Here is a 23542-nt window from a genome sequence, read left to right on the forward strand (position 1 = left end):
GAGGCGCCACAAGTGAGCGGGCGTCCGTCCAGGAGGCGCCACAAGTGAGCGGGCGTATCCAGAAGGCAGGTCAGGCGCAGCCGGCGCAGCAGGCCTCGCCCCGCCACGCGTTGATGCCCTCCCGGGCGGCGATGCCCGCGATGGCCAGGGCCGCTACGGAATCGGTCCACCACCAGCCGAGCGTGCTGTTCAGGACCAGGCCCACCAAGAGGACGGCCGAGAGATAGGTGCACAGCAGTGTCTGCTTGGAGTCGGCAACAGCCGTCCTGGATCCCAGTTCGCGGCCGGCCCGGCGCTGCAGCCAGGACAGCACCGGCATCACGGCCAGGCTCAATGCGGCGATGATGAGTCCCGGCGTCGAATGCTCAGCTGGTTCGCTGCTGAGCAGGGCTCGGACGGCGTCGAAGGAGACGAACGCGGCGAGGGCAAAGAAGGACAGCGCGATGATCCGCAGGGTCAGGTGCTCACGGCGCTCCGGGTCCTTCGAGGCGAACTGCCAGGAAAGTGCGACGGCGGACGCCACCTCGATCACGGAATCCAGCCCAAACCCGATCAGCGCCGCAGAGCCTGCGATGCCGCCGGCCCACAGCGCAACGGAGGCCTCAATGATGTTGTAGGTGATGGTGGCTGCCGCGAGGAACCGGATGCGCCGGGTGAGGACCGCGCGCCGGGCGGGCGCCGGTGACAGCTGGAGGCCGCTCATGACGTGCACGTCCCGTCCGGGGCGCAGCAGGCTGGATCAACAGCCAGCACCACGCCCAGCAGGTCGCGGATGGCGTGGCCCAGACGGCCGTCTGCCAGTTCGTACCTGGTCCTTCGCCCGTCCGGGACCGCCACCACCAGGCCGCAGCCGCGCAGGCAGGTCAGGTGGTTGGACATGCTCTGGCGGGACACGCCCAGTGACTCGGCGAGGTCGGAAGGGTAGGCGGGGCCGTCGGCCAGGGCCAACAGGATCCGGGCCCGGGTGGGGTCGGACACCGCGTACCCGAAGCGCGCCAGGACCGGTGCATGCGTCAGCGTTTCCATGCCAGCGAATGTACAGCGAGGGATGTATTCAGGTCCAGCTGTATTCAGCACGAGAGCCACAACCTTCAACAATTGTGAGTTTCACTTTCTCCCGCCGCTACTATCTGAGGTAGGAAATCACCCTGCTTACTAACCCTGGGGGCCGGTACGGATGGTCACAGCAGCAACCGAGGCAGCGTCGCAGCTGATCCGCCGGAACAACATCACAGTCTCCGGGCGCGCAGACGGGCCCGTCATGATGTTCGCCCACGGCTACGGCTGCGACCAGGACATGTGGCGGCGGCTGCTGCCCTACTTCGCCGATGACTACCGCCTGGTGCTCTTCGACCATGTGGGAGCGGGCCGCTCCGATGTGGACGCCTATGATCGCGACAAATACGGGACCCTGGACGGCTATGCCGAAGACCTGCTGGAAATCTGCGCCGCCCTGGACCTGCCGGACGTCATCCTGGTGGCCCACAGTGTGAGCGCCATGATCGCGCTGATCGCCGCCGTCCGGGAACCGGACAGGTTCTCCCGGCTGGTCCTGGTTGCCCCGTCGCCCCGCTACCACAACGACGCCGCCGACGGGTACGTGGGCGGGTTTTCCGAGGAGGACATCGAGGGCCTGCTCGCCTCGCTGGACAGCAACTACGTTGCCTGGGCCGAAGCCCTCGCGCCGATGGCCATGGGCAACCCGGACGCCCCGGAGCTTGCGGAGGAACTCCGGAGCAGCTTCTGCCGCACCAACCCTTCAATCGCGCGGCATTTCGCCCGGGTCACCTTCCTCTCGGACAGCCGGCCGGTGCTGGACAAGGCCGGCTCCGAGTGCCTGATCCTGCAATGTTCCGATGACCTGCTCGCACCGCAGGAGGTGGGCGCCTACGTGCACCGGCACCTGGGGCAGAGCACACTGGTGCAACTGACGGCAACCGGCCACTGCCCGCATGTCAGTGCTCCCGAGGACACGGCCCGCGCCATCCTGAGATACCTTGAGTCCCGCCCGTGACGGACGCCCCAGGCCCGCCCGCGGGCCACGACAAAACGCCGGACGACTTTGAGGCGCTGTTCCACCAGGCGCCGTGCGGATACCTGGTAACGGACGACGGCGGCAGCATCACCGCGGTCAACGACACCTTTGTGCGGTGGACCGGTTTCGCCCGTCCCGACCTTCTCGGCCGCAGGCTGCAGGACCTCATGCCCGTGGGTGACCAGATTCTCTACTCAACCCACTGCATACCGCAGCTGGGCATCAACGGCTCAGTGTCGGAGATAGCGGTGGAGATCATCGACGCCGGCGGCGAACGCCGCGCCGCGCTGCTCTCGGCACAGCGGATTCCCGGCTCCGGGCAGGAACCCGCCAGTGTCCGCGTCATCATCTTCAGCGCCCATGAACGCAGGATGTTCGAAAAGGAACTGGTCGCCGCCCTCCGGGCCGCAGAGGAATCCGAGGCCAGACGGGGACAGGCGGAGAAGGAACTGCAGCGGCTCGCCCTGCACGACTCCCTGACCGGACTTCCCAACCGCGCAGGGCTGAGAATGGCGCTCGAGCCTTTCCTGGACGGCAGGGGCAAGGCGACGCTGGCCGTCCTGTTTTTGGACCTGGACCACTTCAAAGCCGTCAACGACAGCCTGGGGCACTCGGCGGGGGATGAGCTGCTGATGGCCGTGGCGGAGCGGCTGCGGGCCGCGGTTTCGGGAACGGGCACCATTGCCCGGCTCTCCGGTGACGAATTCCTGGTGGTGCGGACCGCCGTCGAGACCCCGGAGGCCGTGGCACTGGCCGCCGGCCTGCTGGATGTCCTTCGGGCGCCGATGCAGATTGAGGGCCTGGAAATCGTAACGTCCGCGAGCATCGGGATTGCGGTGGCGGACAACACGGATGAAACGCTGGAAGACTTGATCCGCCGCGCGGACATCGCCATGTACCGGGCCAAGGAGCGGGGGCGCGGCCGGTGGGAGTTGCACGAGCCCGCCGAAACGGATCCCACCGTGGACCGGCTCCGCGCACTGGGTGAACTGCGCCGGGGCATCAGGGACGGCGCCCTCCGGGTGCACTACCAGCCCCAAATTGACCTGCGGACCGGCGCCGCCAGCGGCGTGGAGGCCCTGGTCCGGTGGCAGCACCCCACGCGCGGGCTGCTGCCGCCGTCGGAATTCATCACCATGGCCGAGGAATCAGGGCTGGTGCGCCCCCTGGGTGCCTGGGTGCTGAACGAGACGCTGAAGCAGGCTGCAGCCTTGCGGCAGGACCCCCGGAACGCGGACCTGGAATTCGCCGTCAACCTTTCCGCCCGGCAGCTCAATGATCCCGAACTGGTGGATGAAGTGAAGGGCGCCCTTCAGCTCTGGACGTTGGATCCGGCGCTCCTGCAGCTGGAAATTACGGAAACGGCTCTGATGTCCGATCCGGCCGCCGCGCTTGAGTCGCTGACCGCCCTGAAGAACCTGGGTGTCGGCCTGGCTGTTGACGACTTTGGTACGGGCTATTCAAGCCTGACGTACCTGAAGAAGTTCCCCATCAACGAACTGAAGATCGACATGTCCTTCATCGCGGGACTCGGCTCGGACTCCGGTGACTCCGCCATCGTGGGCAGCTGCATCGACCTGGCCCACGCCGTGGGCATCCGTGCCGTTGCCGAAGGCGTGGAGACGTCCGGGCAGGAGCAGGCGCTGAGGGCCATGGGCTGTGACCTTGCGCAGGGGTATCTGTTCGCCCGCCCGCTGCCGGCCCCGCTTCTGGAGGAATGGCTGCAAGCCAACCGGGGCGGCCGGCCGGTCAGTGCCTGATCATCCCTTCTGATCTCGGGCGGCCGGACATCAGGAGGGAAAAGTAAAGTTTTCACTATTTCGCCCTGCCCGGCACGGCTACCCGGATAGGCGGGTACAACCGTGGTGGAGGGCAGGGCGAAAGACTGTAAATCGAAGGTTGAGGTGGCAGGCTCTGGGGCCCCGTACTGGGCGCTGGGAGTTGCCTTGGCGGTGGCCTATGCGGCCATTGCGGCTGCCGGAACGGCGGCCTTCCTGCGCGGCGCCAGCACGCTGATGGTGCACGGTGCCTGCTGCGGATCGATCAGGGTTGGAAGATGATGCGTCTCCGATGAGGTCCGGAGCATCTCAAGCGCCGCGTCATCAACACGGGCATGTGAGATATCCAGTTCCAGATCCAGGCCTTCCCGAAGGGAATTGGCCCGCTTTGCCACTACATAAAGGGCGTTGACGCTATGGACGGTGATATGCCCCTTTGCAATCACCTTGGCTCGTGCTTGGTCGAGATCGATACGGACAACAATGTTGAGCTTTGAGTTCAAAATGTAAAGCCTTCCCCGGCATTGGCTGCGACGCTGCAGCTTCTTGCTATGGCCGTTTGCATCAGCCTCATCCAGAGTAGGGGCAGAATGTGACGCACGCAACATGAGGATGTTTATTACATCGACTGTTGTTTCATGACGCAGAGTTCCGCCGGTGGCGCCGCGCCAGCTTCGAAGCTTCCTTCCCGCCGGGTGCAGGTCCATCATTAGCCCATGGGCAAGCGCGCAAGCGACGGCCTGGGGGACGCGAACACGGATAGCAGCGGCGGTGCCGGCGAACATGCCCGGACCCGCCCGGACCACGCGGTGGTGTTTGTCCACGGCATGGGCCGGGCCCTGAAAGGCGGGACGCTGCAGGAGTGGGCTCAGCCGCTGATGCTCAGCCTCCATGATCTTTCCCTGGACATGGCGCCGAACGCCCCGCACCCGCACCTGGTGATCACCAAAGCCAACGCAGTGGGCGATGCACCCGAGGTATGGGTGAAGGTGCTGCGCGGCTATGCCGGCGCAAAGCCGGACTACCTTACGGTGCTCATGACCGAGGCGTCCTGGGGCAGGGACTTCGAACCGGCGTCGGCCGCGTCCACGTACTCCTGGGCCCTGCGCACCGCACTGCGGGTGTACAAAAGGTCCCTGCAGCTGATCAGGTGGAACCTTCATCCGGGCCGGCGGCGGGCCAGCCTCGCATGGCTGGGTGCCCGGCTGCGGCAGGCGATCCTGACCTTCCTGGCGGCGTGTGCCGGGTTCTTCATCCTGCTGGCCGTGCTGGTGGTGCTGCTGCTGACCATTGTCCTGGCCTGGATTCCCGGGCCGGGCCGGTGGATCGGCAAGATCGTCTCCCTGTTCGCCGAATTCCTGGGCGATCCCCAGGTGTGGAAGCGCAAGCCCCTGCAGGCTGCCGCGATGCGGCAGCGGGTGGTGGACACGCTGCAGCGCTGGGACCACGACGGCGGGACGCAGGTGACGGTGGTGGCGCACAGCCAGGGTGCCGCGATCACCGGGCAGGTCCTGTTCCAGAACCAGGCGCGGGCCACAAACTTCGTTAGTGTGGGCAGCGGGCTCGACCTGCTGGGGTACGCCCAGTGGGGCGGTGGAACGGGGGAGGACCCAGTGACCGACTGGCTGGCGAACCCGGACCGGCCCCGGTGGATCAATGTGTGGGGCAAGTTCGACTTCGTGCCGGCAGGCCCCATTTCAACCCACGCCAACGGCAGACTGCCCGTCTTCGGCAAGATCTATGCCCGGGACACCGCGGGCGACGGCGGCCCCGGCCCGGAGGAGCATCCGGTCTATAACCGGTCCGCCCTGATCTATGACCACATCGTCTACTCCAGCAACAGGGTGGAGGTGCTGGATCCGCTGGCACGGCTGATCCTGGACCCGCCCTCCGACCCTCACGGTCTTGCCCTGCGGGGGCTCGACGGCGACCGGCGCCTCCGTCCGCACCGCGTCATGGTCAAGAGCCTGGGCGTGACGCGGCTTCTCTCGGTACTCACCGCAGGGCTCAGCGCCCCGGCGGCCCTGGCCTGGCTGGGCTCCCAGGGGTGGGCGCGGAACCTGGTGCAATGCGGCCCGCCCGGGGCCGGCCAGGACCCATGGTGGTCCTCCTGGCTGTGTTCCGGCCCTTCCTACCACTGGGGGCACTGGCAGAGCTGGGGCGTGCTGGCGGTGACCACGGCCGTGTTCGCCGGTGTACTGGTGGGACTCCTGAACGGGCCGGCGTGGGGAGTGCTGCACAACCGGCTTCAGCGCAGGCGGAAACCGTCCGTCCGGCAATCAAGCGACCCCGCGCGCAACCGGCCGGCAAACCCATGGTGGTACGTCGCCTGGTACCTGCTGATTGTGACCGTGGTGGCGGTGGCCGTGCCGTTCATGCTCGCCTGGCCGGACCTGCCGTGGGTCCTGGTGGTGGTGCTGGTTGTCGCACTCTGGGCGCTGTGCTTCACCCGCACCAGCATCAGCGGGCTGCCGGCACGGACATCAGATTTTCGGGCCCAGGGTTCCCCGACCGCGGGTTTACGGCAGGGTCAGCCGACTACCTCGGGAAGCCTGCCGCTTAACTCCGCCACCGGCGCTGAAGACCAGCGCTCGCGTTCGGGCTCGTAGGAGATCACCACGGAGGCGTCGCTGGCGCGGGCCTCGTCCATGGCGAGCAGCAGGGCGTCCTCCATGCGGCGGGCGTACTCCAGCCGCTCAGCCAGGCTGCCCTGAAGTTCGGCGTCGTCGATCAGGACGTGGCCTTTCCCGTCCACGATGACTTTCAGGGAGTACCCCTGGTCCTCGTGGAGTGATCCCCGGGTGGATGAAATTTCGGTGACTCTTGCTGCCCGGACCAGCCCGTTGCCGAGCGTTCGGATCCACACTTCACCCATCAGATGACCTCCCCTTGGCTATGGGCGCGGATCAGCGCCCCATAAGGCGAACGCTACTCCTGTGCAGGCCGTTTGTGACCCCCGAATTTTGGTGGATGTGGGGGAACGGCAGCGGGGAAATTCGCACAGCGGCGCCGCCATAGGATGAATCCGATGACTTCCCCGGACGACCCCCAGCCCTTCAGCCTTCGCAGCATTGCGGTTGCCGCTTTTGGGCCCACGCTCCTCTTCGGGATCGGGCAGGGGGCCATCCTTCCGGTGGTGGCGTTGACGGCCCGGGACCTCGGCGCATCCGTTGCCATCGCAGCCCTGATTGTCACCCTGATGGGGCTCGGTTCGTGGCTTTTCAACCTGCCCGCCTCCCTGGTGACCCTCAAATTCGGTGAGCGATGGTCCATCGTGGGTGCCGCCGTCGCCGCCGCCGCGGCAATGGCCGCAGGCGGGTTGTCCTACGTGGTGCCCAGCGGGCTGTGGCTGCTCGCGGCGGCGATGGCCGTCGTCGGCATGACCGGCAGCGTCTTTGGCCTGGCACGGCAGAAGTACCTCACCGAGGCGGTGCCGGTGGAATTCCGCGCGCGGGCGCTGTCCACCCTGGGCGGGGTCAACCGGATCGGTGTGTTCATAGGCCCGTTCCTGGGCGCAGCCGTGATGCAGTTCGCCGGCATCGGCGGCGCGTACTGGGTGGGCGTGGTGGCGATGGCGGCCGCGGCGCTGCTGTCCCTCACCATCCCGGACCTGGCCGCGGCGGAAACGCACGACGGCGCGACGGCCGGTCCCCAGCCCACGCTCCGCAGCATGGCGGTATCCCACGCGGGGGTCTTCCTTTCGCTGGGCGTGGGCATCCTGCTGCTGAGCGCGCTGCGTTCCTCCCGGCAGGTGGTGATCCCGCTGTGGGCGGACCACCTGGGCATGGACGCCACCTCCGCTTCCTTGATCTACGGGCTGTCCGGGGCCATCGACATGCTGGTGTTCTACCCGGCAGGCAAGCTCATGGACCGCAGGGGCCGGCAGTTCGTAGCCGTCCCGTCAACCCTGCTCATGGGCATGGCGCTGCTGCTGATTCCGCTCACCGGATCCTTCGTGGGGCTGCTGCTCGCGGCGCTGCTGATCGGTTTCGGCAACGGCATCAGCTCCGGACTGGTGATGACCCTTGGCGCCGACTTCTCACCCGACCGCGGCAGGGGCCAGTTCCTGGGGTTGTGGCGATTCATGGCTGACGCCGGCTCCACCGGCGGGCCAGTGCTCCTGTCCGGGGTGACGGCCCTGGCCTCGCTGGGCGCCGGAATCTCGGCCACGGGCATCCTGGGGTTCGCGGCGGCAGCCGTGTTCGCCGTCGTGATTCCCCGCCTGAAGCACCGCCGCAACTACTGACTTGCCCTATCACTTGAGGTGGCTAAAACGCCGGTTTAGGGACCAGGAGTGATAGCGCAACTGAAGAGGCGGTTATCCTCGACAGATGGGTGAAACGGCGATTCCCACTCGGATCAGTGCGCTGCAGAAGGGCCTGTGGTGGCTGCAGGACTACGTGTATGCGGCGATATGCCAGGTTGAGGGCATGCTGTCCCGCGTGCAGCCGGGGTCGTTCCACCAGGGACACCGCAGTCCCGTGGTGATCATCCCGGGCGTGTACGAGAACTGGCAGTTCATGCTGCCCCTCATCCAGTCCGTCCACGACGCCGGCCATCCCGTCCACGTGGTCACGGTGCTGCAGCGGAACAAGCTGAAGGTGCCGGCGGCGGCCAGGCTGGTGGCGCAGCACATCGAGGAAGCCGGGCTGCGGGACGCGGCCATCGTGGCCCACAGCAAGGGCGGGCTGATCGGAAAGTACGCCATGCTCAACCTGGACCCGGAGCAGCGGATCTCCCGGATGATCACCGTGTGCACGCCCTTCTCCGGTTCCACCTACGCGCGCTACATGCTGCTGCCCAGCCTGCGGATCTTCTCGCCGCGCAACGCCCTGACCCTGGAGCTGGCCCGCGAGGAAACCATCAACAGCCGGATCACGTCCATCTACGGACCCTTCGACCCCCACATCCCGGAGGGCAGCATCCTGCCGGGTGCCACCAACATCGAGCTGCCCACGGCCGGGCACTTCCGCATCCTTGGGGATCCGGAAACGGCCCGGATCATCGTGGAGCAGCTGACCCCGGACGAGCCGTGAGTTCCGTGGAAAGGAATTACGACGCCGGGCGGCCGGCTCCGCAGGAGCCTGACCACACGCGTCCGGAGAGTTCGAGCGAGCGGCGGCAGAGCCGGTGGGCCACCGTGCTGGCGGTGCTGCAGCGGCTGCTGTACCTGCTGGTGACCATCGCCGTCGGATGGGCCGTCTGGTTCTTCCTGCTCTCGCGGCTGTCCCGCGGTCCCGAGCAGGCCTGGGTGTTCCTGCCCGTGTGGCTGATCCTGGCGTATGCCCTGCTGCCGCGCATCCACAAGATCCTCAGCAGCCTTTACATCCCGGACTACTTCATCGGCCGGACCAGGACAGGTGACGGCGTGCTGGGCGACCCCGTGAACCTGGCGGTGGTGGGGACCGGGGACGAGCTGCGGCGGGCGATGCGTTCCGCCGGCTGGGTGGAGGCGGACCCCATCACACCCGCCACCGCCTGGCGGACCCTGACGTCCACAATGCTGGGGCGGAGCTACCCGCAAGCGCCGGTCAGTTCCCTGTACGTGTTCGGCAACCGCCAGGACCTGGCGTTCCAGCGCGAGATCGACGGCAATCCGCGCAAGCGCCACCACGTCCGGTTCTGGGAATGCCCCGAGGGCTGGATGCTGCCCGGCGGAATTCCTGTCGATTTCGTGGGTGCCGGCACCTATGACCGGAGCGTGGGACTGTCCCTCTTCACGTTCCAGATCACGCACAAGATCGCCGACCGCACGGACGAGGAACGGGACTTCATCATCGAGACGCTCCAGGCCGCGCGCGCCGTGGAGTCGGTCCACGTCATCCTCAACTACTCCACTGGTTACCACCACCGCAACGGCGGCGGCGACGCCATCCGCACCGACGGGCACCTGCCCATCATCGACCTCTATGAGCCGGGTCATCCAGAGGCCGGTGACCGGTAAAAGCGCAGGTCAGCGGCATTTTTTCAATTTTTCAGATAATTTGAGCTTCTTTGACCCTTTCACCCCATAGGTCCTGAGTTTCGCCGTGCAGAGTGGTCCCCAGCTAGACAACACGCACATCAAAAGTCTGAGGGGACACGTCATGAAGAACAGCACTCTGATCAAGGGCACCGCAGCCATCGCCGTGGGCGCAGCACTGCTGCTGGGCGGCGGCGGAACGCTCGCTAACTGGAATGCCTCCGCCAGCCAGGCACCCGGCACTATCGTGGCCGGTGACCTGAACCTCGTCAACGCCACCAGCGCCGGAGCCTGGACCGACCGCAATGGCGATCCTGTCACCATCGGCACCTACAAGGTGGTTCCGGGCGACAAGCTCACTTACACGCAGGACCTGACGGTCACCTTGGTGGGCGACAAGATGGCTGCAAATATCGCCACAACCGGCATCACCGCCACTAATGGTTTCACTCCTGCCAACGTTTCCGTTTCCGCACCTGTACTCACGGTGGATGAAGACCCTGTCTCCAATCCGCTGAAGCCCACCGGATCGGCACAGACGGTCACCGCCACTATCACCTTCGAGTTCCTGTCCAGCACGGCGGGCCGGGCGGACGTAAACGCCACTTACAACTTCAACAACGTCGGATTCACCCTGACGCAGGTCACTCAGTCCGGCCTCTCCTAACCAAAACGGCGGGTGGCTGACGCAGCCACCCGCCTGTCGGACCAAGGAACAGGACCAGGAGGAAGACCAATGCGCACCAAGCGCTCACTTCAGGCGGCGGCGCTCATCGCCGCGGCAGTGCTCCTGGGACTCTTGACCGTGCAGGGCACGTACGCCCTCTGGAGTGCCAGCGCGTCGGCCGCCCCCGGGACTGTTGCCTCCGCGTCATTCGATGTGGCGCTCGGCGCAGTTCCGTCCGGACAGGTCACGAACATGACGCTGGCCACCGGGCAGCCGGCAAACCTGGCCATCACCCCGGCGGCCACACTCTCGCCCGGAACCTCGGTGTACGGGGGCGTGGCAGTCACCAACAACACCAACGCCGGCGGTACCTTCAACACCAGCGTCACTGTAGGGCAGCCGGTCGTGGCGAATGCGTCCGGCGGAAGCCTGGCCCAGTACGTGACAGTCAGCGCCAAGGCCGCGGCCACTGCCGCGGAGTGCGGCGCTACCGGCAGCTATGCGCCGGTCGGCTCCGCGGGACTTGTTTCGCCGGCGGTCGCCAAAGGCGGGTCCACCGTCTTCTGCTTCCAGGCCAGCCTCAGCGCGGCCGCCCCCACCACCGTGAAAGGACAAGCAGTGAACATCACCCTTCCGCTCACCGCCCGTCAGTTGTGCGGGGTGCCCGGTGGCTGCTGACCTGACAGAACGCGCCGTCGTCGGCCACACCCCGGATGGGGAGGACGCGCATCCGGCGGAACTGCCGCCGTCGGAAGCGGCACCGGGCCGGGGCGGGGGCGCCGGTGCGTGGACCGCCGTCGGACGCATCGCCAGCATGTCCGCCATGATGATCGCGTTGTTCGCCGCGCTGGTCCTGATCGTGCTGCCGGTGGCAACGGGCTCGCAGCCCTACACAGTGCTCACCAACTCGATGGCGCCCAGATTCCCGCCGGGCACGTTCTTGGTGATGAAGCCGGTCGCCTTTGACCAGATCCAGTACGGCGACGTGGTGACGTTCCAGCTGTACTCGGGACGGCCCGAGGTGGAGACGCACCGGGTGGTCGGTTTCGGCGCCGCGCAGCAGGGCGAGAAGACGCTCATCACGCGGGGCGACAACAACGGCGTGAACGATCCTGAACCCGTCAGGGAAATCCAGGTCAAGGGCAAGCTGTTCTACGCAGTTCCCTACGTCGGCTTTGTGGCCAACGCGCTGGGCAACTCCGACCGCGGCACCTGGATCAGCTTCGCTGCCATCGGCCTCATCGGCTACGGCGCTGCCACGGTCTTCACAACAGTGCGCAAGTCCCGCCAGTCCCGCATGGCTGGGGCATCGTGATGGGCAAGTTCCGGGACCTCCCGGGTGCCGGAGCCGCCGTCGGCGCCTTCGCACTGACGGTGACGCTGGGCGTGGGCGGCGCGTCGGCGTCGGCCCTGTGGCAGCAAAGCGCGACGGCGACCATGACCGTGAGTACCGCAGCCACCTGGCCGGGCGATGTCCTCACCGGCTTCACCTGCACCAACAACAACAACCGGACCCACGCCACCCTGACCGCCACCGGGACGAAAACGCCTGCCTCCCTTACCTACGCGGCCCTGCAGGCCGACGGCAGTTACGGTCCCTCGTACAACCAGTCCGTGACGTTGGGAGCGTCCAGCACCATCAGCCTGGACATCACTTCGCCGATCGTGGTGGTGAACCGGTCCACGGCACGGCTGACCATTCGCGTGACTGCCACCTACAGCGACCAGTCAACCGGCAGTGCCACCGCGGTGGTTGACCTGGAACAAGGTAACAACAGCAACAAGGTCACCTGCGTCTCAACGGCGCTGTAGGCGCCGCGCCAGCTCGACGGAAGCAGGCGCCGCTATGTCCCCCCACATAGTGGCGCCAGCTCCTGCCGAGCTGGCGTGCGTTCACTGGTGTGCGTTCAGCGGGAATCCGCAGTGGAAGGGCGGCCGCCGCCAATTCGCCGGAGCGCTGCAGGATCGCTGTTCCGATACAGCGAATGCGCAGCGTTCCAGCGAATTGGGGGCCGCGGCGCGCTGAACAGCTCCGAGCGGCGAGGAAAGTGGGTCCGGGGCGCAGGAGGTGCGGGCCGGAACCGGGTACCTGGCGGCGCCCACTTCAAGACGCCGCCAGGAGAGTGATGGCTTGCAGGAGAGCCATCCGGCCGGGGCCTTTCGGCCTGGCAAGAGCAACTATTCAGTGTGTGGATCAATAAAGGGACCTCGAGGCCATCAAGAAACGGTCAAATTCCCCACAGGAATTGCCGGTGCCGGTGGGAGCCGGCGAATCCGGGCCCCGTCCGCCGTCGTACGTTCATGGAAACTTATGCTGCCCGCCACCTTCCCGCCGCCTGCAGCCATGGGTAGTGTGTGACGATGCTGCGAGGCTGAGCAGACGCCCGCCGGACTGACGCCGAGGAGCGCCGTGGCTTACTTTTTCCGGAATGGTTGTGCATTAGGAATGGGACGGATGCCGGCTATGGATACCTGCACGTTTGAAGGCGCACGATGACGCGCCGGCTGGGTGTTGAGGAAGAGTTCCTGATTGTCGACGACGGCGGCAACCCCGTGCCGCTGGGTGCGGTCCTTGACCAGCTCAGCGATTTTCCCCGCCTCACCAGCGAGATGAAGCAGGAGCAGATCGAAACCTGCACCCTGCCACGCATCAGCCTTGCCGAGCTGGCCCACGACATCACGGACGGCAGGAAGAGCGCGGACGCCGCGGCCAGGAGGGTGGGCGCGCGGGCCGCTGCGCTGGCAACCTCGCCCGTGCCCGTTCAGTCCACCCTGGCGCCGGGGGAGCGCTGCTCTCGGCTGATGGAGAAGTTCGGGCTCACCGCGGTGGAGCAACTGACCGGCGGCTGCCACGTGCATGTGGAGATCGAGTCGGAGGAGGAGGGCGTGGCCATCCTGGACCGCATCCGGATCTGGCTGCCCGTCCTGCTGGCCATCAGCGCCAATTCGCCCTACTGGCAAGGGACGGACACGAGCTACGCGAGCTACCGTTCCCAAGCCTGGAGCCGGTGGCCCACCACAGGGCCTGCCGAGATTTTCGGTTCCGCTGCCGCCTACCGGCACGAGCTGAAACAGATTCTCAGCTCAGGGGTCCCGCTGGACCAGGCCAACCTCTACTTCGACGCGCGGCTGAGCCACAAGCATCCCACCGTGGAAGTCCGGGTGGCGGACGTGTGCCTGTTTGCCGACGACGCCGTCCTCATGGGAGCCCTGGTGCGGGGCCTGGTGGAGACGGCGGCCCGGCAGTGGCGGGAGGGGATCATGCCGGTGCCGGCCTCGGCCACGCAGTTGCGGCTTGCGTCCTGGCAGGCCAGCCGCTACGGACTGGACGGCAATTTGGCGGACCCGTTCACCGGTACGCCTAAGGGCGCCTTCGAGGTGCTGGTGGCCCTCCTGGACCACCTCCGCCCGGTCCTGGAGGAGCAAGGCGAATTCAGTGTTGTGGAGTCTTTGCTGTTCCAGGTCCTGCACCGGGGGACGGGTGCCGCAGTGCAGCGGAACTCCTACGCAGGGGCCCTGAGCCTGCGTACAGTGGTGGCCGACGCCGTCACCGCCACGTGCATGCCCGCCACGGCGCCGCGCGAGCCTGGAAGGGCGGCTGCGCTGAACCGCGGCCTGGTGCTGTAACGGTTCCTGCTAGCGGCGCGGGGAGCCCCGGCGTCGTGCCGCGAACGCGAACAGCGAGGTGGTGGCCACCGTGGCCAGGTACCCCGCTATGACAATCAACGAGATCCCGGCCCAGAAGTAGTTGGTGGTGCTGGCCTCCTGCCAGGGGCTCGGCGCGATCCGGATCAGCGAGTATATGGCCACCGCCGCCGAGGCCAGTCCGAGCAGAACCGGCAGCGTCAGCCAGATCCGGGCCGAACCGATGTGCCCGCCGAAACCGTCCCAGGCGTTCCAGGCGCCCCGCCGCACGATGAGCCAGCCGGCAGGGATCATGAACGCGCCCACCAGCAGGAACGCCGCCACCACGTCCGCGGGCCGGTGCCACTGGTTGATCAGCGTCGAAACCCCGGAGGCGATGGCGAACGTGCCGCCCACAAAACCGGCCATCGGGCGCCAGCGCGGGGACGCCATCAGGAACACCGCGGCCGCCGCCGAGGCCGCCAGCGTGGTGTGGCCGGACGGGAGGGAGTTAATATCCAGCGTCACCACGCCCTTGTCCGGCCGGGCCGGCAGCAGGGCCTTGAGCACCTGAGTGGCCACGTTGGCGCCGATGCACGCAGCCACCGCGATCCCGGCCTCCGCCCAGCGCTTGCGGATCACGGTCACAAACAGCACCACGACGGCGGCCATCACCAGCGAGATGGTGGGCAGCAGATCCAGGAACCTGGTGCTCGCCTTGCCTGCCGGGCCATGGAGTTCCACGGCCTCCACCAAAGCCGACTCGTCGATGAACTGACCCGTGGTGGTCTGGACAAAGTAGTAGTAGGTGGCGACCAGCCCGGCCACGCAGGCCAGGGTTGCCAGCATGAACAGGAATCCTGAGCCCGGAGCTGGTCGGGATGCGGTCCTGATGCCTGCCTGCCGTGAAATTGTCATCGGCTTAAGGGTGTCACAGAAAGCTGGGAGACCGCTTGGACTTGACGGGCGTGCCGCCGCCCTGGGGAGGGCCGGGCCGCCGCCCTGAGGCAGGGCCGGGCCTCTGCCCCTGGGGGGAGGCAGCCGGGTCAGGCGGGGGCCGCTGCCAGCTCTTCGATGATCTCGAACTGCTCGCGGACGCCGCCCTCCATGCCGGACTGGGCAATCATGTCGCGGACCTCCCTGCTGCCCGCGTTGGTGCGGATGCTGACCGTGGTGCCGCCGCCGTCGGCCTCCTCGAAGGTGACGGTGTTAACCACGGCCCCTTCCTGGCTGTCGGGCGCCGCCTCCGGCATCTCCATCACCTCGGTGTGCACGATCCGCTCGTTGGGGACGATCTCCCGGTACGTGCCGTGGAAGGCGACCTCGAACCCGCCGTGGGCCACCATGACATACCGCCATGTACCGCCCACCCGGAAGTCCATGTCCGCGACGGTCATCTCGCCCCGGCGGCCGGGCCACCACTTCCGGACCAGCTCGGAGGTGGTCCAGGCCCGGTATACCAGGTGCCTGGGCGCGTTGACCGTGCGGGTTATCAGGATTTCCTCGTCGCTGGGGAACGTGACGTCCATGGTGCTGCTGCCTGTTTCTGCCACTGTCCTGCTCCTTATCTAGCTGTCCTGCTGTTTCAGTTCGTCAAGCACGTCCTCAAGCAGGTCGAACCGCTCCGCCCAGAGGTGCTCATAGCCCGCCACCCACGCATAGATGGGCTTCAAGGCCTCTGCGTTGAGCGAGTAGATGCGCTGCCTGCCCTCGTCCCGCACGTGCACGGCGCCCACTTCGCGGAGGACCCGGAGGTGCCTGGACACGTGCGGCTGGGCAAGATCAAGCCGGTCCACAAGTTCACCTACCGTGCGCTCGCCGGCTGCCAGGGCGTCCAGGATTTCCCGACGCCGCGGTTCGGCCACCGCATTGAAGGCGTCCTCTGTAGTAGCTGCGCGTGCCATTGCATCATCGTATATCCATATTGATATGTTTTGAAGACCCATCACCAAGCCGTCACCGTTCTGCGGGAGGGTTTCCACCGACGGTAGGGTGAATGCCATGCCTGCCAGCGCCTCGCCTCTGCCGGACCTGCCCCTGCTGCAAGACCTTTTGGCCGGCGCGCACGTGGTCAGCCTGCCCATGCGGGTGAAGTTCCGCGGCATCCTGGAGCGCGAATCGCTGCTGCTGCGGGGCCCGGCCGGGTGGGGGGAGTTCTGCCCGTTCCCCGAGTACGGCGACGCCGAGGCCTCCCGCTGGCTTGCCTCTGCCATCGAGGCCGCCTGGCTCGGGTTCCCCGCACCGCTGCGGACTGCCATTCCGGTGAACGCCACCGTGCCGGCGGTTCCTGCTGAACTGGTGGCAGGTGTGCTGGCCCGGTTCGGGCGGGTGGACGCCGTCAAGGTCAAGGTGGCGGAGCGGGGCCAGACCCTCGAGGACGACGTTGCGCGGCTCGCCGCCGTACGGGCCGCCCTGCCGGATGCCGCCCTGCGCGTGGACGCCAACGGCGGATGGGGCGTGCCCACGGCCGTCAAGGCACTCACCCGACTGTCCGCCGTCGGGCTCGAATACGCCGAGCAGCCCGTGCCCACCATCGAGGGCCTCGCGGAAGTGCGCACGCAGCTGCGTGCGGCCGGCATCCCTGTGCCCATCGCCGCCGACGAAAGCGTCCGCAAGGAGGACGACCCGCTGCGTGTGGCCCGGGCCGGCGCCGCCGACCTGGTGGTGGTCAAGGTGGCGCCGCTCGGGGGAGTGCGGCGGGCCCTCGATATCGTGGCGCAGGCCGGCCTGCCCGCCGTCGTCAGCTCCGCGCTGGACACCTCGGTGGGCATCCGTGCAGGCCTGGCCCTGGCCGCCGCACTGCCGGAACTGCCGTACGCGTGCGGGCTGGGGACGGTGTCCCTGTTTGAATCGGACGTCACCCTGGACCCCCTGACGGCCCACGACGGCGCCATACGCCTTCGCGACGTCACGGCCGATCCCGGGCTGCTGGAGCGGTATTCGGCCTCGCCGGAGCGCCAGGAGTGGTGGCTGGCCAGGCTGCGCCGCGTCCACGCCGTCCTCGCCGCCTGAGACCCTCTCTCACTTCCCGCGGCTTCCCCTGGGACGCCCGCTCACTTGTGGCGGCTTTCCCCGGGACGCCCGCTCACTTGTGGCGGCTTTCCCCGGGACGCCCGCTCACTCCCGCAGACGTTCCTGCAGGTCATAGGCGGTTAACCTTGGCTTCACCTGTCTGATGTTTCCCCGTAGAAAGCACCTGACAGGGTGGCACGGACCCCAGAGGAACATTTTGGAAGGCACCCTCATGTCTGAAACGCCCACCCGCAAATTCACGCTGCTGCCGATGCTCGGCCATACCAAGGGCAAGCGCAGTGCCGTCACCTGCGCCCTGAAGTGCGACAACGCCTGCGCCGGCGATGTCTGCAACACCAGCTCCAACAGCTACTTCCGCGACATCGCCTCCGCCACCATGTCCCGCCGCGCCGCCCTGGGCTTCGGTGCCGCCGGTGCGCTCGCCGTCGTCCTCGGTTCAGCAGTGACCTCGCCTGACTCCGCCTCCGCCGCCGGCCTGTCCAAGGCAGCGAAGGAAGGCTTCGGCAAGTCCAAGCTCCAGTTCACCGCCATCCCGTCCATTGACGCCATGGTTGACGCGGTCACCGTTCCCGAAGGCTTCACCTGGCAGCCGGTCATCCGCTGGGGCGACCCCATGTTCAACGACGCGCCGGAGTTCGACCTGGCCAACCAGACGGCGGCGGCGCAGGAGAAGCAGTTCGGCTACAACAACGACTACACGGACATCCTGGAGATCCCGGGCAGCAAGGGCCGCCGCGCGGTGCTGTTCTCCAACCACGAGTACACCAACGACGCCATCATGTTCCCGCCCACCATGCCGGCAGACCAGATGCGCGCTGTGGGGGCAGCTGCGCACGGCCTGTCCGTGGTGGAGCTGGAGCGCCAGAACAAGAACAAGGCGTGGACCTACGTCAAGGGTGCGGCATTGAACCGCCGTTTCCTGAACTCCACGGTGTACGAGCTCACGGGGCCGGCCGCCGGCTCCGCCCTGGTCAAGACCGTGGAAGACCCTGCCGGCCGCTTCATCAAGGGCACCCTGGGCAACTGCGCCGGCGGCACCACCCCGTGGGGCACCATCCTGTCCGGTGAGGAAAACTTCCAGGGCTACTTCGTAGGCAACGGCATGTCCGCCGGCGACAAGCGCTACGGCATTACGTCCAAGCCCACCGCCCGCCAGTGGGAGCTGGACGAACCGCGTTGGGACACCCGCAACCCCGGCTACGAGAATGAAGCCAACCGCTTCGGCTACATCGTGGAGGTGGACCCGTTCGACCCCACCTCCACACCGAAGAAGCACTCCATGCTGGGCCGCTTCAAGCACGAGGGCGCCAACGTCATCATCGCGAAGTCCGGTCACGTGGTGGCCTACTCCGGCGACGATGAGCGCTTCGACTACCTGTACAAGTTCGTGTCCAAGGACAAGTACCGCGAGGGCGACCGCAAGCACAACATGACCCTCCTGTCCGCCGGCAGTCTCTACGTGGCCAAGTTCACCGGAAACTCGCCCGCCGCCGAAATCACCGGCACCGGTGCAGTTCCCTCGGACGGCGCCTTCGACGGCACGGGCGAGTGGCTGCCGCTGGTGCTTGACGGCAAGTCCGCCGTGCCCGGCATGTCCGTGGAAGAGGTCCTGGTGTACACCCGCCTGGCCGCCGACAAGGTTGGACCCACCAAAATGGACCGCGCCGAGGACGTGGAGCCAAGCCTGCACACGGGCAAGGTCTACGTGGCCTGCACCAACAACTCCAACCGCGGCACCGGCACGAACGAGGGCGCCACTGAGGTCAACCCGCGCAACCAGAACCGCGACGGCCACATTGTGGAGATCACCGAAACCGGCGACCAGACCTCCACCGCCTTCACCTGGAACCTGCTGATGGTCTGTGGCGACCCGGCCCAGGGCGACGTCACCTACTTCTCCGGCTTCCCGGTGGAGAAGGTTTCGCCCATCTCCTGCCCGGACAACCTGGCGTTCGACTCCGTTGGCAACCTCTGGATCTCCACCGACGGCGCCCCCTCCGGCATCGGCCGGGCGGACGGGCTGTTCAAGGTCACGCTGGAGGGCGCCGAGCGCGGCAAGGTGGAGCAGTTCCTCGCCGTCCCGCGCGACGCCGAGACCTGCGGCCCCATCATCCACGACGAGGAGCGCAGCGTGTTCGTTGCCGTGCAGCACCCGGGCGAGGACGGAACCTTCGAGAACCAGGTGTCCTTCTTCCCCGACTACGTTGCGGCAGGCACGACGCCGGCTCCCGGCCAGGCGCGCGCCCCGCGTCCGTCCGTGATCCAGGTGTTCCCCGTCCGCGACTGACCCTCCGCACGCGCGCTCACTTCTGGCGCCTTTGGGATCAACGCTCTCTCACTGTCTGCCTGCTGGGGCGGCGGACAGTGAGAGAGCGTACCCCTTTAAGCCGCCGTAGGTGAGAGAGGGTTTGGGTTGTGGCCGCCAGATCTGAGCGGGGGTTTGGGTTTGAACCGCCAGAAGTGAGCTGGCGTCCGGGGGTGGCAGACTGGATTGGTGACTTCGCTGAACGAACCGGCCCCTGACGCTGCCCCTTCCGACACAACCGACGCGCAGGAGGCCGCGCCTGAGTTGGGCGCGCTGGCGGCGGCGCGCATCGCCGTCGGAGTCCTGCTCGACGGCGGGGTGCGGCACGTGGTGGTTTCGCCCGGTTCCCGGTCGGCCCCCATGGCTTACGCGCTGGCCGAGGCGTCCGCAGCGGGCCGGGTGGAACTGCTGGTCAGGATCGACGAGCGTGCCGCCGGGTTCACGGCCCTGGGCCTTGCCTTGTCCACCGGTTCCCCGGCCGCCGTGCTGACCACGTCCGGAACCGCCGTCGGGAACCTGCTGCCGGCCGTGATGGAGGCCAACCACGCCGCCGTCCCGCTGATTGTCCTGTCCGCGGACAGGCCGGACGAACTCCGCGGAACAGGCGCCAACCAGACCACCGTGCAGCCGGACCTCTTCGGCGAACAGGTCCGGTTCGCTGCGGACGTCCCCGCGGGCAGCAACCCCGAACGCGCCATCCAGACCGGGCTTTCCGCGGCGACCGGCGCCTTCGCCGAGATCCCGCCAGGGCCGGTGCAGCTCAACCTCGCGTTCCGGGATCCGCTGGTTCCGGCACCGGAGGAAGGGCTCCCGACGGTGGTGGAGCGGCAGCGCTACCGGATCGGAACAGAGCCGCTGGTCATGAACCTGCCGCCGGCGGCGGATGAGCTGCCGGAGCGGCGGACCGTTGTCCTGGCCGGCCACGACGCCGGACCGGTGGCCGAGGCGTTCGCCCGCGCCCACAACCTGCCGCTGCTCGCCGAGCCGTCATCCAACTCCCGGTTCGGCCCCAACGCCGTGGGCCCGTACCGGCTGCTGCTGGAACATTTCGGGCCGGATTCAAGGCAGCCCATTGAGCGGGTGGTGCTGTTCGGCCGGCCCACCCTCTCGCGCCCCGTCGCCGCCCTGCTGGCCCGCCCGGACGTACAGTCAGCCCTGTACCAGCCCGTTCCGGTGGCCTGGTACGAGCCAGGCCGCCGCACGGAACTGCCGCTGGAGAACCTGTCCGACCTCGCCGACTTTGCCGGCCGCGGCACCTCCGCCTGGCTGGACACCTGGCTGCTCGCCGGGTCCGCCGCACAGCACGCCCTGGACGGCGTTCTGGCCGCGGAGGCTGCGGCCACCGGTCCTTCCGTGGGGGCACTGGTGTGGCGCCACGCCCGCGGGCAGCTGCTGCTGGGGTCGTCCAACGGCATCCGCGACGTCGACCTCGCCGGCCTGCCCGCGCCGGAACCGGCCGCCACCGTCTACGCCAACCGGGGCCTGGCCGGGATTGACGGCACCATCTCCACCGCCACGGGCATCGCGCTGGGCGGGCGGCAGGAAACCACTGTCCTGCTCGGTGACGTCACCTTCCTGCACGACGCCGGCGGCCTCCTCCTCGGCGCGGGGGAAGAGCAACCGGATCTGCGGATGGTGGTCCTCAACGATGCCGGCGGCGCCATCTTCGCGCTGCTCGAGCACGGCGCGGTGGAGGAAGGCGGGAAGTACGGAGACGCCGTCGAACGCCTCTTCGGCACCCCGCATGCGGTGGACATCGCGGCACTCGCCGCGGCGTACGGCGTGGGGCATTCGGTGGTCAGCACGACGGCGGGACTCGCCGAGGCGCTCGCGCGGCCGGTGTCCGGACGCACCATCGTGGAAGTCCGCACCGACCGTCATTCCCTGCGGCAGCTGCACGCACGGATCAAGGACTCGGTCGCGGCCGGTGTCGGGGGAGTGCTGGTGCCGTAGGCCGTAGGTCCCCCGCGGGACCGGTCACCCCGTGGGCGGCGTGAACTGGCTGGCGGTGAAGACAGCCCCCTGCGGGTCCCGGATCACGGCCTCACGGGTCCACCCGGTGTCGTCCTGCCGAAGGACCTGGGCGCCGAGCCGTTCGGCGTCGAGGGCTGTCCGGTCCCGGTCGGCCACAGCGAACGTGACATGCCAGTGCGGCGTCCGGTCGGGTCCAATCGGGACGATCCAGGCGACGGCGTCTGCAAATCCGGGTGGAGCCGCGAACTCGGACTGCCGTGCCCTGATCTCCGGATCGACGGTCTTTTCAAGGTGCTCGCCGTACCCGGGCACGCGGACCATCAATCCGAAGCCGGCGTCGTCTGCCCCGAAGCCCACCTTGTCCACTTGCCAGCCGAACGCGCCCTGGTAGAAGCTAACGGCCGCCTCCGGATTGCGTGTGTGGAGGTCGCTGAAGTTCCAGGTCCCGGGCCGGTTGACGGCCTGTGCCCCACCTTGCCGGTTCGGCTGCCAGAGACGGAATTCGACGCCCTCCGGATCAGTTAGCGCCGCGCTGCGGCCGTCCTCTCCCGCATCTGTTGCCGGTGCCCGCAGCCCGGCACCGGCAGCGATCAGCCGATCCACTGCGGCGTCTGCGTCCTCGACCGCGATGTAGGTGCTCCAGGCCGTTGTATCTTCGCGGCCGCTGGCGATCCCTGCCACGTCCGCGCCGTCCAGCTGGGCCACCAGGTAGCGGTCCGTCCCGCCGCCCGGAGCTGCCTCCCGAAACGTCCAGCCGAAGAGTCCGGCATAGAAGGTAGCTGCCGCGTCGATTCCAGGCTGGGTCGTGTCGATCCAGCACGGCACCCCTGGAGGGTACGCCCGTCCGTTCATGTTCCGCTCCTGCTTTCCTTGATCGCTGCTTCGAATGTGGGCAGGCTCCGCTCGATCATGTCCTCGTTGGCTGTCAGGGACATCCGGAAGAACCCGGGCGTCTCGAACAGCGTGCCCGGGAAAACGAAGACGTCGCGGCGGGCGAGGGACTCGGTGAAGGCGTCGTCGTCCGGGCCGGGGGTGCTGACGAACAGGTAGAACGTGCCCTCCGGCGGCTGCATGCGGTAGCCCATGCTGCCGAGCGCGTCCACCAGGCGGTCCCTGCGCCGCTCCAGCTGGCCGACGTCGATGGAGAACTTCTCCAGCGCCGGAAGCGCGTGCTGTAGCAGCGCATTCGGGTAGACCCAGCCCATCGCCACCTGCAGGCCGCTGATGGCCGGAGCCATCTCTTCCCGGTGCGGCATGGCCGGGGGCAGGGCCAGATACCCCACCCGCTGGCCGGGAGAGAGGTGCGTCTTGCCATAGGAGTAGGCCAGCAGCGTGTACGGGTAGTACTCCGCCGGGCTGTGGAACCGCGCGCCGCCGAACACAATCCGGTTGTAGGCCTCGTCCGAGATGAGGTAGATGCGCCGCCCAATCCTCGCAGACGCAGTTTCCAGCAGGTCGGCGAGCCGGAGCAGTAGCTCCGGGGGATAGATCCGGCCAGTGGGGTTGTTGGGCGAATTGACGATCACAACCCGCGTCCGCGCCGTGATGGCCGCTTCGATGGCGGCGAGGTCAAGATCGAAGGTGGCAGTGTCGACCTTCACCTTCACCGGTACCAGCCCGGCTTCGAGGATCAGCGGCTCGTACAGGAACCACGGCGGCAGGCTGTAGACCACCTCGTCGCCGGGGTCCGCCACGGTCTTCAGCGCCAGGGCGATCGCGGCGAACCCGCCGGTGGTCAGGAAGATGTCCTCTGTCTTGAAGGGCACGTCCAGCAGCCGTTCAAGGGACTGTGCGGCCGCCTCCTGCGCCGTCTCCACGTTGGTTTTATAGGCAAACCATTGATCATTGCGGGGAACCAGGGCATCCCGCAAAGTGTTGACGTAGCGGTCCGGCGGCATCTGGTGGGGGTTGCCGAACGTGAAGTCGCAGACGGTGCGCTGGTCCTGTCCCCGGTTAAGGTACCGCCGGATGAAGGAGTCAACCCGCTGGAACGATGGTACCGATGCCAGCCGTGCAGCGCGTTCGGATACTGCCGCCGCCGGTGGTGTGGCTTGGGGATTCATATCTGCGCTCCTGGATGCGCCGCACGGTGGGACGGCGGCCGGACGGGCAGCGCGCTGCTGAGCCAGGGCTGTGGTGGGACCTATTGTGTGCCCCGGCACCG

General features: G+C 67.5%; 23 protein-coding genes. 14 read left to right on the forward strand and 9 right to left on the reverse strand.

Going from position 1 to position 23542, the window contains the following annotated elements:
* Nucleotides 1-70: 70 nt before the first annotated feature.
* Entirely contained in the window at nt 71-703 is a 633-nt protein-coding gene (locus AC5RT3_RS00405) for a cation diffusion facilitator family transporter (RefSeq protein WP_494123253.1), read from the reverse strand.
* Nucleotides 700-1026, reverse strand: coding sequence for an ArsR/SmtB family transcription factor (locus AC5RT3_RS00410; protein ID WP_494051138.1), 327 nt, complete (start codon nt 1024-1026; stop codon nt 700-702). Before AC5RT3_RS00410 ends, AC5RT3_RS00405 begins: the two co-directional genes overlap by 4 nt.
* Before the next feature lie 151 nt (nt 1027-1177).
* On the opposite strand from AC5RT3_RS00410, the gene AC5RT3_RS00415 reads away from it, so the two are divergent.
* Together AC5RT3_RS00415 and AC5RT3_RS00420 are read left to right on the forward strand one after the other, a co-directional pair.
* The gene (locus AC5RT3_RS00415) at nt 1178-2014 is read left to right on the forward strand and encodes an alpha/beta fold hydrolase (protein ID WP_494123254.1); all 837 of its coding nucleotides are present in this window, start codon (nt 1178-1180) and stop codon (nt 2012-2014) included.
* The gene (locus tag AC5RT3_RS00420; protein WP_494051136.1) at nt 2011-3795 is read left to right on the forward strand and encodes an EAL domain-containing protein; all 1785 of its coding nucleotides are present in this window, start codon (nt 2011-2013) and stop codon (nt 3793-3795) included. The genes AC5RT3_RS00415 and AC5RT3_RS00420 overlap by 4 nt, the downstream gene beginning before the upstream one ends.
* Nucleotides 3796-3992: 197 nt before the next feature.
* Here the strand turns inward: AC5RT3_RS00420 and AC5RT3_RS00425 are convergent, their stop codons facing one another.
* Entirely contained in the window at nt 3993-4523 is a 531-nt protein-coding gene (locus tag AC5RT3_RS00425) for a hypothetical protein (protein WP_494051135.1), read from the reverse strand.
* A 6-nt stretch (nt 4524-4529) separates the two neighbouring features.
* On the opposite strand from AC5RT3_RS00425, the gene AC5RT3_RS00430 reads away from it, so the two are divergent.
* The gene (locus AC5RT3_RS00430) at nt 4530-6422 is read left to right on the forward strand and encodes a hypothetical protein (RefSeq protein ID WP_494051134.1); all 1893 of its coding nucleotides are present in this window, start codon (nt 4530-4532) and stop codon (nt 6420-6422) included.
* On the opposite strand, the gene AC5RT3_RS00435 is transcribed toward AC5RT3_RS00430, so the two are convergent.
* Nucleotides 6344-6688, reverse strand: a complete 345-nt coding sequence (locus tag AC5RT3_RS00435; RefSeq protein ID WP_494051133.1) for a thioredoxin domain-containing protein — start codon at nt 6686-6688, stop codon at nt 6344-6346. The genes AC5RT3_RS00430 and AC5RT3_RS00435 overlap by 79 nt on opposite strands.
* A 153-nt stretch (nt 6689-6841) precedes the next feature.
* Here AC5RT3_RS00435 and AC5RT3_RS00440 point away from each other — a divergent pair, with 153 nt between their 5' ends.
* From AC5RT3_RS00440 to AC5RT3_RS00475, 8 genes are all read left to right on the forward strand, one after another.
* On the forward strand, nt 6842-8059 hold the full coding sequence (locus AC5RT3_RS00440) for an MFS transporter (protein ID WP_494051132.1): 1218 nt from the start codon (nt 6842-6844) through the stop codon (nt 8057-8059).
* Between the two features lie 85 nt (nt 8060-8144).
* The gene (locus tag AC5RT3_RS00445) at nt 8145-8849 is read left to right on the forward strand and encodes an esterase/lipase family protein (protein ID WP_494051131.1); all 705 of its coding nucleotides are present in this window, start codon (nt 8145-8147) and stop codon (nt 8847-8849) included.
* On the forward strand, nt 8846-9757 hold the full coding sequence (locus AC5RT3_RS00450; RefSeq protein WP_494123255.1) for an LssY C-terminal domain-containing protein: 912 nt from the start codon (nt 8846-8848) through the stop codon (nt 9755-9757). Before AC5RT3_RS00445 ends, AC5RT3_RS00450 begins: the two co-directional genes overlap by 4 nt.
* Nucleotides 9758-9899: 142 nt before the next feature.
* A complete protein-coding gene (locus AC5RT3_RS00455; protein ID WP_494123256.1) occupies nt 9900-10442 on the forward strand; it encodes an alternate-type signal peptide domain-containing protein in 543 nt (180 codons plus the stop codon).
* Nucleotides 10443-10511: 69 nt separating this feature from the next.
* Entirely contained in the window at nt 10512-11120 is a 609-nt protein-coding gene (locus AC5RT3_RS00460) for a SipW-dependent-type signal peptide-containing protein (protein ID WP_494123257.1), read from the forward strand.
* A complete protein-coding gene (locus AC5RT3_RS00465; protein ID WP_494123258.1) occupies nt 11110-11757 on the forward strand; it encodes a signal peptidase I in 648 nt (215 codons plus the stop codon). The genes AC5RT3_RS00460 and AC5RT3_RS00465 overlap by 11 nt, the downstream gene beginning before the upstream one ends.
* Nucleotides 11757-12254, forward strand: a complete 498-nt coding sequence (locus tag AC5RT3_RS00470) for a hypothetical protein (RefSeq protein WP_494123389.1) — start codon at nt 11757-11759, stop codon at nt 12252-12254. The genes AC5RT3_RS00465 and AC5RT3_RS00470 overlap by 1 nt, the downstream gene beginning before the upstream one ends.
* A gap of 681 nt (nt 12255-12935) precedes the next feature.
* Nucleotides 12936-14069 (forward strand): glutamate--cysteine ligase, encoded by a 1134-nt coding sequence (locus AC5RT3_RS00475; RefSeq protein WP_494123259.1) that lies wholly within the window; start codon nt 12936-12938, stop codon nt 14067-14069.
* Between the two features lie 9 nt (nt 14070-14078).
* Here the strand turns inward: AC5RT3_RS00475 and AC5RT3_RS00480 are convergent, their stop codons facing one another.
* From AC5RT3_RS00480 to AC5RT3_RS00490, 3 genes are all read right to left on the reverse strand, one after another.
* Nucleotides 14079-14984, reverse strand: a complete 906-nt coding sequence (locus tag AC5RT3_RS00480) for a phosphatase PAP2 family protein (RefSeq protein WP_494051125.1) — start codon at nt 14982-14984, stop codon at nt 14079-14081.
* A 128-nt stretch (nt 14985-15112) separates the two neighbouring features.
* Nucleotides 15113-15619: an SRPBCC family protein gene (locus tag AC5RT3_RS00485; protein ID WP_494123260.1), complete on the reverse strand. Its 507-nt coding sequence runs from the start codon at nt 15617-15619 to the stop codon at nt 15113-15115.
* A 15-nt stretch (nt 15620-15634) separates the two neighbouring features.
* Nucleotides 15635-15970: an ArsR/SmtB family transcription factor gene (locus tag AC5RT3_RS00490; protein WP_494010281.1), complete on the reverse strand. Its 336-nt coding sequence runs from the start codon at nt 15968-15970 to the stop codon at nt 15635-15637.
* 97 nt (nt 15971-16067) lie between these two features.
* Here AC5RT3_RS00490 and AC5RT3_RS00495 point away from each other — a divergent pair, with 97 nt between their 5' ends.
* From AC5RT3_RS00495 to menD, 3 genes are all read left to right on the forward strand, one after another.
* The gene (locus AC5RT3_RS00495) at nt 16068-17078 is read left to right on the forward strand and encodes an o-succinylbenzoate synthase (RefSeq protein ID WP_494123261.1); all 1011 of its coding nucleotides are present in this window, start codon (nt 16068-16070) and stop codon (nt 17076-17078) included.
* Between the two features lie 232 nt (nt 17079-17310).
* Nucleotides 17311-19386 carry a PhoX family protein gene (locus tag AC5RT3_RS00500; protein ID WP_494123262.1) on the forward strand — a complete coding sequence of 692 codons (2076 nt, stop codon included), beginning with the start codon at nt 17311-17313 and terminating at the stop codon, nt 19384-19386.
* A gap of 207 nt (nt 19387-19593) precedes the next feature.
* Nucleotides 19594-21357, forward strand: a complete 1764-nt coding sequence (menD, locus tag AC5RT3_RS00505) for a 2-succinyl-5-enolpyruvyl-6-hydroxy-3-cyclohexene-1-carboxylic-acid synthase (protein WP_494051121.1) — start codon at nt 19594-19596, stop codon at nt 21355-21357.
* Nucleotides 21358-21381: 24 nt separating this feature from the next.
* Here the strand turns inward: menD and AC5RT3_RS00510 are convergent, their stop codons facing one another.
* Together AC5RT3_RS00510 and AC5RT3_RS00515 are read right to left on the reverse strand one after the other, a co-directional pair.
* Nucleotides 21382-22230, reverse strand: a complete 849-nt coding sequence (locus tag AC5RT3_RS00510) for a VOC family protein (protein WP_494051120.1) — start codon at nt 22228-22230, stop codon at nt 21382-21384.
* The gene (locus AC5RT3_RS00515) at nt 22227-23441 is read right to left on the reverse strand and encodes an aminotransferase class I/II-fold pyridoxal phosphate-dependent enzyme (protein ID WP_494051119.1); all 1215 of its coding nucleotides are present in this window, start codon (nt 23439-23441) and stop codon (nt 22227-22229) included. Before AC5RT3_RS00515 ends, AC5RT3_RS00510 begins: the two co-directional genes overlap by 4 nt.
* Nucleotides 23442-23542 lie beyond the last annotated feature (101 nt).

It is taken from the genome of Arthrobacter sp. Y3221159 (assembly GCF_059089885.1).